Source organism: Comamonas koreensis (assembly GCF_021026195.1).
In the GTDB taxonomy this organism is placed as follows: Bacteria; Pseudomonadota; Gammaproteobacteria; order Burkholderiales; family Burkholderiaceae_C; genus Comamonas; species Comamonas koreensis.
Genome location: NZ_JAJNCT010000009.1, coordinates 153387 through 166048 on the forward strand (window position 1 = coordinate 153387; position 12662 = coordinate 166048).

At 66.7% G+C, this 12662-nt stretch carries 12 protein-coding genes; 1 reads left to right on the forward strand and 11 read right to left on the reverse strand.

Features of this window, described 5'->3' with window-relative positions:
• The first annotated feature begins 26 nt into the window (after nucleotides 1-26).
• Nucleotides 27-1400 carry an LLM class flavin-dependent oxidoreductase gene (locus tag LPW39_RS08680; protein ID WP_230773556.1) on the forward strand — a complete coding sequence of 458 codons (1374 nt, stop codon included), beginning with the start codon at nucleotides 27-29 and terminating at the stop codon, nucleotides 1398-1400.
• Between the two features lie 125 nt (nucleotides 1401-1525).
• Here the strand turns inward: LPW39_RS08680 and LPW39_RS08685 are convergent, their stop codons facing one another.
• The 11 genes from LPW39_RS08685 to LPW39_RS08735 all read right to left on the reverse strand — a co-directional run bounded on the left by LPW39_RS08685 (nucleotide 1526) and on the right by LPW39_RS08735 (nucleotide 12656).
• Nucleotides 1526-1864 (reverse strand): helix-turn-helix transcriptional regulator, encoded by a 339-nt coding sequence (locus LPW39_RS08685; RefSeq protein WP_230773558.1) that lies wholly within the window; start codon nucleotides 1862-1864, stop codon nucleotides 1526-1528.
• Between the two features lie 238 nt (nucleotides 1865-2102).
• The gene (locus LPW39_RS08690) at nucleotides 2103-2714 is read right to left on the reverse strand and encodes a peroxidase-related enzyme (RefSeq protein ID WP_230773559.1); all 612 of its coding nucleotides are present in this window, start codon (nucleotides 2712-2714) and stop codon (nucleotides 2103-2105) included.
• A complete protein-coding gene (locus tag LPW39_RS08695; RefSeq protein ID WP_230773561.1) occupies nucleotides 2711-3229 on the reverse strand; it encodes a CMD domain protein in 519 nt (172 codons plus the stop codon). Before LPW39_RS08695 ends, LPW39_RS08690 begins: the two co-directional genes overlap by 4 nt.
• Nucleotides 3230-3243: 14 nt before the next feature.
• Nucleotides 3244-4551 carry an acyl-CoA thioesterase/bile acid-CoA:amino acid N-acyltransferase family protein gene (locus LPW39_RS08700; protein ID WP_230773568.1) on the reverse strand — a complete coding sequence of 436 codons (1308 nt, stop codon included), beginning with the start codon at nucleotides 4549-4551 and terminating at the stop codon, nucleotides 3244-3246.
• Entirely contained in the window at nucleotides 4551-6119 is a 1569-nt protein-coding gene (locus LPW39_RS08705) for an ABC transporter substrate-binding protein (protein WP_230773570.1), read from the reverse strand. Before LPW39_RS08705 ends, LPW39_RS08700 begins: the two co-directional genes overlap by 1 nt.
• 71 nt (nucleotides 6120-6190) lie before the next feature.
• A complete protein-coding gene (locus tag LPW39_RS08710) occupies nucleotides 6191-7219 on the reverse strand; it encodes an ABC transporter ATP-binding protein (protein ID WP_230774299.1) in 1029 nt (342 codons plus the stop codon).
• 5 nt (nucleotides 7220-7224) lie between these two features.
• Nucleotides 7225-8253: an ABC transporter ATP-binding protein gene (locus LPW39_RS08715; RefSeq protein ID WP_230773572.1), complete on the reverse strand. Its 1029-nt coding sequence runs from the start codon at nucleotides 8251-8253 to the stop codon at nucleotides 7225-7227.
• The gene (locus tag LPW39_RS08720; protein WP_133856797.1) at nucleotides 8250-9188 is read right to left on the reverse strand and encodes an ABC transporter permease; all 939 of its coding nucleotides are present in this window, start codon (nucleotides 9186-9188) and stop codon (nucleotides 8250-8252) included. Before LPW39_RS08720 ends, LPW39_RS08715 begins: the two co-directional genes overlap by 4 nt.
• The gene (locus LPW39_RS08725) at nucleotides 9185-10159 is read right to left on the reverse strand and encodes an ABC transporter permease (RefSeq protein WP_133856796.1); all 975 of its coding nucleotides are present in this window, start codon (nucleotides 10157-10159) and stop codon (nucleotides 9185-9187) included. The genes LPW39_RS08720 and LPW39_RS08725 overlap by 4 nt, the downstream gene beginning before the upstream one ends.
• Nucleotides 10156-11643 (reverse strand): SidA/IucD/PvdA family monooxygenase, encoded by a 1488-nt coding sequence (locus LPW39_RS08730; protein ID WP_230773574.1) that lies wholly within the window; start codon nucleotides 11641-11643, stop codon nucleotides 10156-10158. The genes LPW39_RS08725 and LPW39_RS08730 overlap by 4 nt, the downstream gene beginning before the upstream one ends.
• Before the next feature lie 11 nt (nucleotides 11644-11654).
• Nucleotides 11655-12656: a LysR family transcriptional regulator gene (locus tag LPW39_RS08735; protein WP_230773576.1), complete on the reverse strand. Its 1002-nt coding sequence runs from the start codon at nucleotides 12654-12656 to the stop codon at nucleotides 11655-11657.
• Nucleotides 12657-12662: the final 6 nt, after the last annotated feature.

Sequence of the window (12662 nt, forward strand, 5' to 3'; positions counted from 1 at the left end):
GGAAGCACCGTGACGGATCCCATCGCATGAGCAGACAGCCCCGGCGTGAACTGCGCCTCAACACCTTCCAGATGGCTGCGCCCTCCCACAACTGGGCGGGCCTGTGGAAGCACCCGCGCGACAACCAGGCGCAATACCACCAGTTGCGCTACTGGGCGGACATGGCCCGCACCGCAGAGCGGGGCCTGCTCGACGGCATCTTCATTGCCGATGTGTTCGGCATCTACGACGTCTACGCAGGCAATGCCGATGCGGCCCTGGCGGCCGGCGCCCAGTCCCCGCAGCTGGACCCGACGATGCTCATCTCGGCGATGGCCCTGGTGACCGAGCACATCGGTTTTGGCGTGACATCGAGCCTGAGCAACGACCACCCCTTCTCCTTTGCGCGGCGCTTCAGCACCCTGGACCACCTGACCCATGGCCGCCTGGGCTGGAACATCGTCACCGGCTACCTGGAGAGCGGCGCGCGCGGCCTGGGGCGCGACAGCCTGCGCGACCATGACGAGCGCTACGAGGTGGCCGAAGACTTCATGGCCGCGGTCTACCAGCTCTGGGAAGGCAGCTGGGAGGCCGGTGCTGCCGTGCGCGACAAGGACAGCGGCGTGTTCAGCCACCCCGAGCGCGTGCATGCGGTAGCGCACGACGGCCCCTACTACCGCGTGCATGGCCGGGCGCTGGCCGAGCCCTCGCCCCAGCGCACACCGTTGCTGTACCAGGCCGGCAGCTCCGCGCGCGGCCAGCAGTTTGCCGGCCGCCATGCCGAGGCCTGCTTTATCAACGGCCCCACACCCGCAGCAGCCGCCAAGTCGGTGAAGGCCTTGCGCAATTCGGCACGCGACGCCGGCCGCGATCCCTATGACCTGCTCACCTTGCTGGGCGCCACCGTGATCGTTGCGCCCACCAACGCCGAAGCCCAGGACCTGCGCGATGAGTACCGCCGCTACCTGGACAGCGCTGGCCAGCTGGCGCTGGTCTCGGGCTGGACCGGCATGGATCTGTCCCGGCTCGGCCTGGACGATGTGCTGCCCTTCGCGAAAACCAATGCCATCCAGTCCACCGTGGAGCACCTGACCCGCAACACGCCACAGCCGCCCAGGGTGCGCGATCTGCTCGATTTCAGCCCGGTCGGCGCGCGGGCGCCAGTCTTCATCGGCTCGCCGGCCGATGTCGCCGACCAGATGGCCCGCTGGGTCGCCGAGAGCGATATCGACGGCTTCAACCTCGTGCGCACCGTCATGCCCGAGAGCCTGGACGCCATCGTCGACCTGCTGATCCCCGAGCTGCAAAACCGGGGCATGTTCAAGACGCGCTATGCGGAAGGGACCTTGCGCGAAAAGCTGTTTCCGGCAGGGGGCCAGCTGCTGCCGGCCAGCCACCCGGGGGCGGCTTACCGGCGCTGATTTTGCAGCGGACGGTTACCTACACCGCTCCCCAAAAAACAACCCCCATCGCCCTCTAAAGTGCGATGGGGTTGGAACATCAGTGCAGAAAGTCTGCTTCAGACTTCCAACCATCTGGCAAAGAGTCACAGGCCCGCTCGGGGAGTCCCATTTGGTGCGTTGTATCCTTTCGGATGTCGGACGCGAAGCGGCAGCGCAGCAGCTTTTTCAAGATCGGCTATCGTCCGTGGTTGGTAGATGAACAGGTCCTCTAACTGTATGGCGAGGCCGAGCACTTGTACAACCGCGATGACCGTCTCAAAGGAAACGTTTTTTCCCGTCTCCAGGTTCAGCACGGTCGCTTTTGACACGCCTACTCGGCTGGCGAGCTCGGCTTGGGTGAAGCCTTGGGCAATGCGATGCTTGCGCAGGCGCCCCGCGAGTTCGGCAGCGATTTGTGCCGGAGCATACAGTCCAAGGTTCATTATTTTTCTCTTTAAGTCCAATAATGACGTTTAAAACCTAATATTTTAAGTTTTAAACTTCAGTCAGTCAAACACCGACCCGGCCTTGTTGCCAGTGGCCGATGCCGAGCAGAACCGGCGGCGCTACTGGGACATCACAGGCTTTGCAACCTGAACAAAGGCTGCCTCCACAGATAAAACAACCCCCATCGCCCGGCAACAGGCGATGGGGGTTGCTACGTCAGCGCACTAAGCCGCTTCAGGCTTCCGGCATCAGCGGTTCGCCCAGGTTCAGCATCAGGCGGTTGGCCCAGGCAAAGATGGCGTCCGAGTGCAGGAGGTCCAGCACCTCGCCGTCGTTCAGGCCCTCGGCCTTGAGCGCGTCGATGTCGGTGGCGTTGATGGCGGCGGGCTGCTCCGTGATCTTGATCGAGAACTGCACGATGGCCTTTTCACGCGCGGTGGTGCCGGCGGTGGCGGGCTGCTCGAAGACCTGGGCGATGGTGTCGCTGCGCTTGGCCAGCTGCTCAAAGCGCTGCGCATGCACCGAGGCGCAGTAGACGCAGCCATTGATGCGCGATACCACCGTGGAGCCCAGCTCGCGCTCGGCACGCGAGAGGCCGCCGGGCGCATACATGATGGCGTTGAAGGCGGTGGAGCGCTCGCGCAGGATCAGCGGCTGGTGCACCAGGAACAAGTAGTAGTCCGAGGTCTTGGCCTTGGGGTGGCTTTCTTCCAGCACGGCCATCTGGTCGGGCGTGGCCTGGTCGAGCTGGACCACATCCAGCCAGGCCTTCCACTCCAGCGATTCGTTGGTAAAGCCGTGGGCGCGGATGACCTGGGCGGGTTGGAATGCGGCGGGCGTGCTCATGCGGTGGCCTCCTCGGATGCTTTCATGGCTTGCAGGCCGGCGACAAGGCGGACCTGGTAGGAGAGAAACGCGATCAGCTGCGACAGCGCCACGACGGCCGGGGTGCTGATGCCAGCGGCTGGCAGGGTTTCCAGCGCGGCCTTGTCGCCCTCGATCGGGTTCTCGATCAGGGTGCGGGTAAAGGCCAAGATGGCGGCCAGGCGCGGGTCTTGCGCATCCTGGGGTTGGCCGGTCTCGGCGACGGCGATCAGTGCGGCATCCACCGGCAGCTGCTGCAGGCGTTCGCGGTAGTGGGCGACCAGCTCGGGGGCGGGGGTCAGGCGGCAGGCATAGAGCGCGACCAGCAGGCGCTCGGCCAGGCTGATGCCCGGCAGCGCCGGATCAAACAGGGCCTGGTAGCTGCCCTGGGTGGCGGCCACCACCTTTTCACGCTGGTGGCGGGCCGCATAGGTACGGCTGCCCGGTGCCAGACCGACCAGCTGGTCGATCAGGTCATCGCTGGGGGATGTGGACATGCAAGACTCCTTGGTTATGTTTTTGCAGCGCCGGCCCGGGCCGCCACTGCGCGTTCTAGAAACTGCAGCACGCCCTGCCAGGACGCGGCATCGGCATGGGCGTTGTCGGCCGGATTGCCACCGCCGGTGCTGACCTTGCCCGAGACCGGGTGCGCATAAACCAGCTGCGTGGTCGGCACATAGGGGAACAGGATGGCGTGGCCGGCGCGCTCAAAGTCCAGCCACTGCACATCGTGCGGGTGCTGCACCTCGGCCAGCTTGTCGCGCACCATCTGCGAATACACGCTCGACGGCCAGGAGCCATCGTCGGTGGCCGACAGCAGCATCACCGGGCCCTGGATGCGCTCCACCGGGATGCGCGCACGCGCGACGGCCTCGGCATCGCGCAAAGCGGTGCGCATCGCGCGCTCATGGCGGTGGGGCGATGGGCCTTCGTCAAACGGGGCCCAGCTGGCGGTGCGGTTGTTCTCCCAGATGTGGGTCAGCGGCTTGCCGTCCAGCAGCCAGGTCGGACCTTCGCGGCCCACCTGCGGGTCGCAGGCGTTCTGGCCACTGTGTACGAAGGCGCTGGGCACATAGCCCACCACGGCCGATACCTGCTGCGCAAAGGTGGCCCCCAGCAGCAGCACCAGCTCACCGCCGCGCGACTGGCCGCTGAGCGCGACAAAGTCATGCGCCGGTTGCACCGTGCGGCGCAGCCATTGCAGGCCTTTTTCAAAATACTCCAACGGGGTGTTGGAGATGTAGGGCGACAGGCCCGGCGCCTTGAAATACGCCAGCGCAAAGGCCGCATAGCCGCGCGATGCATAGAGCGCCGCGCGCGGCTCGTTGATGCCGCCGCCCGAGCCATTGACGATCATCACCGCCGGGTGCGGGCCGGCGCCAGCGGGCAGGTACAGGGTGCCGACCAGGCCGTCCTCGCGAACCTCGCGGCGGGTCACGCCGGGGGCGGCGAGCTGCTGGCTGAAGCGGGCCTGCGCCTGCGCAGTGCCAGAACTGGCCTGCAAGGTCGTCACCAGCGCATCGGTCACCGGCTGGTTGAACAGCTCGCGGCTGGAGGATTGCACCGGGCTTTGCGACCAGACCAGGCCCATGCCATCGACTCCGGCATAGCTGCCGGAGACGGGGGCATCGCGGTTCAGATCAACAGCCCCCTGCGCATCGGCGATGAAGCGCGCCTGGGCGCGCCACAGCACGCCGCTGCGCGGGGTCTCGGCACGGATCTCCACCGCCTCACCGGGCTGGGCGCCTTCGATACGGATGTGGCGTGCCACATCGATCAGCGCGTCCGCCTGGTCAACCGTGATGGACAGCTGGGCCATCAGGGTGCCACCTTGGTCACCATCGATGCGGTGGTGCGGTCGCTGCTGAACGGGGTGACCTTCAGGCCCTTCTTCGCGGCCCAGATATTGCGGTAGTGGAACAGCGGGATGATGCCCACATCATCGGACACCACCTTGGCCGACTGGCGCAGGATGCTCTCGCGCTTGGCCATGTCGAACTCTTCGGTGGATTCGGTCAGCGCCTTGTCTACCGCCGGGTTGCTGTAGTGGCCCCAGTTGGAGGCGCCCAGGCCCTTCTTCGCATCGACCGTGGCCAGCACGTTCACCAGCGCATAGCTGGCCTCGCCGGTGCCATTGCCCCAGGCGAGCATGCTCATCGCATATTCGTTCTTGTTGGCGCGGCCCGAGTACACGGCCCATGGCACCACCTCCACCTGGGTCTTCACGCCAATGCGGGTCCAGAACTGGGCCACCACCTGGGCCGTCTCCGGGCCTTGCGGGTAGCGGTCGTTGGGCACATGCATAGTCAGCTTGAAGCCTTCGGGGAAACCGGCATCGGCCAGCAGCTTCTTGGCCTTGGCGGCATCAAAAGGAATGTTCTTGATGTCGGGGTTGTAGCCATAGGTGTTCTTGGGCATCCACTGGTTGGCCTCGGTGGCCGCGTCCTGCAGGATGCGGTCCACGATGGCACCCCGGTTGATCGCCAGGTTCAGTGCCTCACGCACGCGCTGGTCCAGCAGCGGGTTCTTCGCCAGCGGCTTGCCGGCGTTGTCGGTGATGAAAGCATTGGGCGCCGGGTTGAAGCTCGGTTGCAACAGCATCACGCGCAGACCGTCATAGGGGTAGACGGTGACGTTGGGCGCGTTCTTCAGGCGCGCCAGGTCGGAGACCGAGACCTTGTCGATCACATCCACATCGCCTGCCAGCAGCGCGGCGGTGCGCGATGCGGCATTGTTGATGTAGCGGTAGTTGACCTTCTCCCAGATCGGCTTGTCACCCCAGTAGCCATCGTTGCGCTGCATCACCACGCGATCGCCCGGCGTGTAGGACACCCATTTGTAGGGGCCCGAGCCGACCATGGCCTTGCCCGCGTTGTAGTCTTCGGTGGCCGATTTCTCGCCCACATGCTTGCTGACGATGTGCACCGACGCCAGGTTCAGCGGCAGATCGGGGTTGGGGATATTGGTCTTGATGATCAGCGTGTGCGGGTCCTTGGCGGTCACCGATTCGACGGTGCGCAGGTAGCCGGCAAAGGTGGCCACGCTGCCGGGCACGGCGCGCGCGCGCTGGTAGGAGTAGATGACGTCTTCGGCGCTGAAGGCCTTGCCGTCCTGCCACTTCACATCGGTGCGCAGCTTGAACTCCCAGGTCTTGGGGTCCAGGTTCTTCCAGCTGGCGGCCAGGCCAGGCTGCAGCTTGTTGTAGTTGTTCTGGACCAGCAGATCCCAGAAATGCAGGTCCACCGAGCGGTCGCCGGCGTGGTTGTTGAGCTGGGGGTCCATCGACGAGACCGGGTCGGCAAAGCCGATGTTCAAGGTCTGCGCATGGGCAGCCAGGCCAGCGCCCATCAGGGCAGCGGTGAGGGAAGAGACGATGATGCGTTTCATGGCGAACTCCTGGTGAAACTGTGAAAACGGTGCAAAGAATGCGGATAAAAAGGTGGCGCTCAGCTGAGCGTTCAGGCGTCGTTCAAATGGCAGGCGCTTTGGTGCTGGATGGCGATGCCCTTGAGCTGGGGCGCTTCCACCGTGCAGCGCGGCATCGCACGCGGACATCGCGGATGGAAGTGGCAGCCGCTGGGAGGGTTCAGCGGGCTGGGGATTTCGCCCTGGATGGCCGAGTAGGTCTTGTGGCGGGCGTTCATGTTGGGCACCTCGGCCAGCAAGGCCTGGGTGTAGGGGTGGTTGGGCCGGGCAAACAGCTCTTCGACCGGCGCAGTCTCGATCACGCGGCCCAGGTACATCACCACCACCCGGTCGCAGATATGCTCGACGACGCCCAGGTCATGGCTGATGAACAGATAGGTCAGGTGCAGCTGCTCGCGCAGGTCCATGAACAGGTTCAGGATCTGCGCCTGGATCGACACATCGAGCGCAGCCACCGCCTCATCGCAGACCAGCATGCGCGGCTGCACCGCCAGTGCGCGGGCAATGCCGATGCGCTGGCGCTGGCCGCCGCTAAACTGGTGCGGGTAGCGGCTGCGCAAAGCGGGGTCGAGCCCGGCGCGCTCCATCTGCGCGCAGACATAGTCGTCAAAACCGGCCTGGTCCACCAGGCCATGGATGCGGGCCGCCTCGCCAACGATCTCGTCCACGCGCAGGCGCGGGTTCAAGCTGGCGTACGGGTCCTGGAAGATCATCTGGATGCGCAGGCGCTCGGCATGGCGCTCGGCCGGCGTGAGCGCAGCCAGCGGTTTGCCGGAAAAGCGCACTTCGCCATCGGACGGCGGCAACAGCCCGGCCGCCATGCGGCCCAGGGTGGACTTGCCGCAACCGGATTCGCCCACCAGGCCCACCACCTCACCGGGGCGCACCAGCAGATCGACCTGGTCGACCGCACGGGTCACCGGGTGGGGCTTTTCCAGCCCCAGCTTTTGCAGCAGGCGGCCGCCCAGGCCGGGCTTTTGCTCGCCAAAGCGCTTGCTGACCTGGCGCAGCTCGACCACCGGGGTGTCTGCCGCGCTGTCGGCCGCTGTGGTATTCGTCATCTCGTTCATGGGCGGGCCTCCAGGCCTTGCGGCGCGGCGGCACCCAGGGTGCCGGGGGCGCTGGCGGCCAGCGCCGGGTGAAAGCAGCGCACCAGGCGGCCGGGCAGCGGCTCGGTCTGCTCGGGCTGGGCCTGGCAGGCAGCGGTGGCGCGGGCGCAGCGGGCGGCAAAGGCGCAGCCCGGCGGCAGCTGCAGCATATTGGGCGTCATGCCGGGAATCTGCTGCAGGCGGCTGCCGCGCCGGTTGTTGGCCGGCAGGCTGCCGATGAGGCCGGCAGTATAGGGGTGCAGCGGGCTGTCCAGCACGGCATCGACGCCGCCTTGCTCGACGATGCGGCCGGCATACATCACGGCCACTTCGTCGGCCAGGCCAGCCACCACCGACAGGTCGTGCGTGATCCAGATCAGCGAGGTGCCCTGCTGGCGCGCCAGCTTCTGCACCTCGGACAGGATCTGCGCCTGGATGGTCACATCGAGCGCCGTCGTGGGCTCGTCGGCAATGATCAGATCGGGCCGGTGCAGCATGGCCGTGGCAATGGCCACGCGCTGGCGCATGCCGCCCGACAGCTGGTGCGGGTAGGCCTGCAGGCGCTCGTCGGGGCTGGCAATGCCCATCATCGCCAGGGTCTCGCGTGCCCGCTCCCGTGCCTGGGCCTTGCTGGCCGAGGTATGGGCGCGCACCGCTTCGATCATCTGCGTGTCCACACGCAACACGGGGTTGAGCGTCATCATCGGGTCCTGGAAGATCATCGCGATGCGGTTGCCCTGCAGCTGGCGCAGCTCGCGGGGCTTGATCTTGGTGATGTCGCGGCCCTGGAACAGCACCTCACCGCCAGTCACGCGGCCCGGCGCATCGACCAGGCCCATGATGGAAAAGCCGGTGACGGACTTGCCCGAGCCGGACTCGCCGACCAGGCCCAGGATGCGGCCACGCTCCAGGGTGAAGGACACATCGTTGACCGCGCGCAGGGTGCCGGCGCGGGTCGCAAACTCGGTGCGCAGATGGCGCACCTGCAAGGTGGGCACGCTGCTCATCGGGTGTTCCTCGGGTTCAGGACATCGCGCAGGCGGTCGCCCACCAGGTTGATCGCCACGATGGTGACCAAGAGCGCAATGCCGGGGTAGAAGCTGATCCAGTACTGGCCCGAGAGCATGAACTGGTAGCCATTGGAGATCAGCAGGCCCAGCGAAGGCTCGGTCACCGGCACGCCCAGGCCCAGAAAGCTCAAGGTGGCCTCCAGGGTGATGGCGCGGGCGATCTGCAGGGTGCCGATCACGATCAGCGGCGGCAGGCAGTTGGGCAGGATGTGGCGCACCATGATGCGCCAGTTGGGAATGTCCAGGCAGCGTGCCGCCTCGACATACTCGCGTCGGCGCTCGACCAGGGCCTGGCCGCGCGCGGTGCGGGCGTAGTAGGCCCATTCCAGGATCACCAGGGTCAGCACCACATTGCCCACGCCCTTGCCCAGGTAGGCGAGGATCATCATCGCCACCAGGATCGAGGGAAAGGACAGGATCAGATCGACCACGCGCATGATGATTGTGTCGGTCTTGCCACCGGCATAGGCGGCCAGCAGGCCCAGCAAGGTGCCCACGACGCCGGCAATCAGCGCCGAGCCCACGCCCACCAGCAGGCTGATGCGCAGGCCATAGAGAATCGCAGAGTACAGATCGCGGCCCTGGCCGTCGGTGCCCAGCATGTAGTGGAAGCTGTCCATGCCATTGGCCGAGCCTGGCGGCAGGCGTGCATCGAGCACGTCGAGCTGCTGCAGGTCATAGGGGTTCTGCGGCGTGATCCAGGGAGCGACCAGCGCCGCCAGAATCAGCACCACGGCGACGACGAGGCCAAACAGCGCCAGGCGCGAGGCCATGAAATCCGCCACATGCGCGCGCCAGGGCGAAGGCTGGCGAAGTGCCGCTGCCGGGGCCGTGCCCACGGGGGTGTTGGCTGGGGTGTTGGTGCCGCTCATGCTGCGCCCTCCAGGCGCACGCGGGGGTCGAGCACCTTGTACAAGATATCCACGATCAGATTGAGCGTGACAAACAGGCAGACCACCACCACCAGGTAGGAGACGATGACGGGGCGATCCAGCGCATTGATGCTGTCCAGAATCAGCTTGCCGGCGCCCGGCCAGGAGAAGATGCTCTCGGTCACCACCGCAAACGCGATGGTCGAGCCCAGCTCCAGGCCCAGCACGGTGACCAGCGGAATCATCGTATTGCGCAGCACATGCAGGCCCACCACGCGCAGCGGCGACAGGCCCTTGGCGCGGGCAAATTTCACATAGTCCAGCGGCAGCACTTCACGCACACCGGCGCGCGTCAGGCGGATCACCAGCGAGATCTTGAACAGCGACAGGTTGATCGCCGGCAGCAGCATGTGGCGCAGGCCATCGGTGGTCAGAAACGACCATTGCGCGCCGAGAAACTCCACGGTCTGGCCGCGCCCGCTCGACGGCAGCATGCCCAGCGAGACGCTGAAGGTCATGATCAGCATCAGGCCGACCCAGAAGGTGGGCAGCGAAAAGCCCACAATGCTGCCGGCCATGATGGATTTGGAAAACCAGCTCTCGGGGTAGAGGCCGGCCAGCAGGCCCAGCGGCACGCCCAGCACCACGGCGATGACCAGCGCGGCAATCGCCAGCTCCAGGGTCGCCGGCAGGCGCTGCAAAATCAGCTCGATGGCCGGCACGTTGTAGACAAAGCTCACGCCCAGGTTGCCCTGCAGCGCGCCGCCAACAAAGCCCAGGTACTGGCGCCACAGCGGCTGGTCAAAGCCCAGCTGGGCGATGATGCGCGCGCGCTCGACCTGGTCCACGTCCTGGCCGATCAAAATATCGACCGGGTTGCCGATGGCATGCAGGCCGACGAAGACGATCACCGTCATCAAGAGCACCACCACCAGCGCCTGCGCAAGGCGGCGCAACAGCCAGCCGATCATGGTGCGTCCGCCTTGTCCAGCAGCGCAGCGGTCTGGTCAGGCGGCTCGGCCGGCGTCCACTCGTCACCAAACACCTCGGGGTCGCTGAAGGCCTGCAGCTTCTCGAAATGCCACTGCACATCTTCGGCATACAGGCGGCTGCTGATGCCCTGGGCCAGGCGCTCGGCGCCCACGCTGATCGCAGGAATATCGCCGGACACGGTGCCATGCGTCAGCGCAGCCGGGTACGAGAACGCATGGATGCGTTCCAGCCCTGGGCAGGCGCCGGGAATCTTTGGCTGCAGCTCGAAGGCCGGGCCCAGGTCGGGCGAATCGGACAGCTCCTGGTCGTCCTCGCCCTCGGGGTGGCGGAAGCGGTCGCCCCAGTTGCGCACATGGGCGGCAAAGGGGGCGAACTCGCTGCGCGCATTCCAGTCGATGCGAAAACCGGTGGAGAACACGACAAAGTCCAGGTGGAACACGCCCTTGGAGGTGTGCACGCGGATCTCGTCGCCGGTCCATTCCATGCGCTCGATCGCGCAGCCCAGGTTGAAGCGGGCATTGGCATGGCGCGAGACGCGCAAGGTGCTGCCCCGGGGTGGCGGTACCTGCTGCACATTGATGTAGTGGCGGATCTTCCACTTCCAGTCATCGGGCAGGTGCAGATGGCCATGGGTCAGCCCCGGGCTGCCGGCGCCCTTGCCCTTGTTGACACGGGGAATATCGCTGCGGCGGATCAGCAGATCGACGCTGGCAGCGCCGCTCTCCAGCGCGGTGGCGGCGCTGTCCATGGCCGAGGCACCGGCGCCCACCACACCGATGCGCTTGCCAGCCAGTTGGGCGTAATCGGTGCTGTCCGAGGAATGCGCCCAGCGGTCACGCGGCAGGCTGCGCGCCATCTCTGGCACATAGGCGCCGCCCAGGCCGTCGCGTCCGGTGGCCAGCACCACATGGCGTGCCAGCACCTTGCGTGCGCCGTCGGGGGTTTGCAGATCGAGCTGCACCACGCCATCGGCACCGCGTGGGCGCACGGCCAGCACCTTGTGGCCGTTGTGCACCGGCAGCGCTAGCACCTGGCGGTACCAGCGCAGGTAGTCCATCCACTGCAGGCGCGGGATCTTGTCAAGCGCCTCCCAGGCCTCCAGGCCGAACTGCGACTCGAACCAGGCGCGGAAGGTCAGCGCCGGTTTGCCCAGCGCCGGGCCGGTGAGCTGCTTGGGCGAGCGCAGGGTTTCCATGCGCGCCGTCGTCGCCCAGGGGCCTTCAAAGCCGGCGGGCGACTGGTCAAAAATCTCGGCCGGCACGCCCATGAAGCGCAGCGCCGCGCACGCGGCCAGACCCGACATGCCGCCGCCGATGATGGCAACGGGCAGTACCGGTTCGCCCTCGAGCGCGGTTTCGGGCACCCAGTCCTTGGCGGGCAGGTCCAGCCAGGCCAGGTCCTGGCGCACCCGTGCTTCGAGTGCAGCCAGCCCGGCGGGCGGCAATTGGCGGTCGTCGTTCATGCGTGGTTCTCTCAAGGTTCTTGCGCGCCAGCAGCGGGCCGCTGGCCCTCTGGCAGCATTTCTTCCAGCAGCGCGGCGTGCTCTCGCGCGTCATGCAGTACAAAGCCGGGCAGCAGCGCCTGCGCCACCTCGGTCAAGGCCTGGCACAGCGCATCCATCGCCGGCGTGCAAGGCGTGGCCTGCTGGCTGACCACGCCAAACAAAAAGGGGATCTCAGTATCGAGCGGGCGCACCACCACGCCTTGCAGCGGCAGGCCCAGCGCCGTCACCGGCTCCAGCACCGAGACGCCCAGGCCCGCGCGCACCGCAGCCATCGCGTTCACCGAGGCATTGGTTTCCATGAACTGGGTCTGCCCGGGTTGCGCGCCCGGGCGGGCGGCGGCAAAGGCCTCATCCAAGCGGCCGCGCAAGCGGTAGGGGTTGGCCATGGTGATGATGCGGCGCTCGGCCAGCGCGGCGAGGGGCACCACGTCCAGTGCGGCCAGCGGGTCGCCCTCGGGCAGCACCGCCACGCAGGCAGCGCGGCCAATCCAGTGCACCTGCAGGCCCCGGTGCTCCAGCGGCAGGCTGCTCACGCCCAGCTGGGCGGCACCGGTCAGCACACCCTGGGCCACCTGCTCGGGCGAGGCGCTGCGCAGCTGGATGTGCGAGATGCTCTGCGCCATCGCGCCTTCCAGCCGTGCCAGCGCCGCAGGCACCAGGCCGGCCGCCAGCGCCGGTGTGGCCAGCAGGTTCAGCGGGCGTTGGCTGCCGCCTGCAATTTCGCGGGCGCGCTGGCGGATCTGCTGCAGGCTGTGCAGCGCATGGGCCACGTCCTCGTACAGCAGAAAGCCTTGCTCATTCGGAGTGATGCGCGGTCCGTTGCGGCTGAACAGCGCATAGCCAATCTCTTGCTCCAGCTCCTGCACCAGGCGGCTGATCGCGGGCTGCGAACGGCCCAGCATGCGGCCGGCGGCCGTCACGCTGCCGGTCGAGATCACGGCCGCGAAGGCCTCAAGCTGGCGAAGTTCCATGGGTAT

Excerpts from the sequence above, each read along its gene's own strand:
- LPW39_RS08680 (WP_230773556.1), top strand. The coding sequence starts at position 27 with ATGAGCAGACAGCCCCGGCGTGAACTGCGCCTCAACACCTTCCAGATG.
- LPW39_RS08685 (WP_230773558.1), bottom strand. The coding sequence starts at position 1,864 with ATGAACCTTGGACTGTATGCTCCGGCACAAATCGCTGCCGAACTCGCG.
- LPW39_RS08690 (WP_230773559.1), bottom strand. The coding sequence starts at position 2,714 with ATGAGCACGCCCGCCGCATTCCAACCCGCCCAGGTCATCCGCGCCCAC.
- LPW39_RS08695 (WP_230773561.1), bottom strand. The coding sequence starts at position 3,229 with ATGTCCACATCCCCCAGCGATGACCTGATCGACCAGCTGGTCGGTCTG.
- LPW39_RS08700 (WP_230773568.1), bottom strand. The coding sequence starts at position 4,551 with ATGGCCCAGCTGTCCATCACGGTTGACCAGGCGGACGCGCTGATCGAT.
- LPW39_RS08705 (WP_230773570.1), bottom strand. The coding sequence starts at position 6,119 with ATGAAACGCATCATCGTCTCTTCCCTCACCGCTGCCCTGATGGGCGCT.
- LPW39_RS08710 (WP_230774299.1), bottom strand. The coding sequence starts at position 7,219 with ATGACGAATACCACAGCGGCCGACAGCGCGGCAGACACCCCGGTGGTC.
- LPW39_RS08715 (WP_230773572.1), bottom strand. The coding sequence starts at position 8,253 with ATGAGCAGCGTGCCCACCTTGCAGGTGCGCCATCTGCGCACCGAGTTT.
- LPW39_RS08720 (WP_133856797.1), bottom strand. The coding sequence starts at position 9,188 with ATGAGCGGCACCAACACCCCAGCCAACACCCCCGTGGGCACGGCCCCG.
- LPW39_RS08725 (WP_133856796.1), bottom strand. The coding sequence starts at position 10,159 with ATGATCGGCTGGCTGTTGCGCCGCCTTGCGCAGGCGCTGGTGGTGGTG.
- LPW39_RS08730 (WP_230773574.1), bottom strand. The coding sequence starts at position 11,643 with ATGAACGACGACCGCCAATTGCCGCCCGCCGGGCTGGCTGCACTCGAA.
- LPW39_RS08735 (WP_230773576.1), bottom strand. The coding sequence starts at position 12,656 with ATGGAACTTCGCCAGCTTGAGGCCTTCGCGGCCGTGATCTCGACCGGC.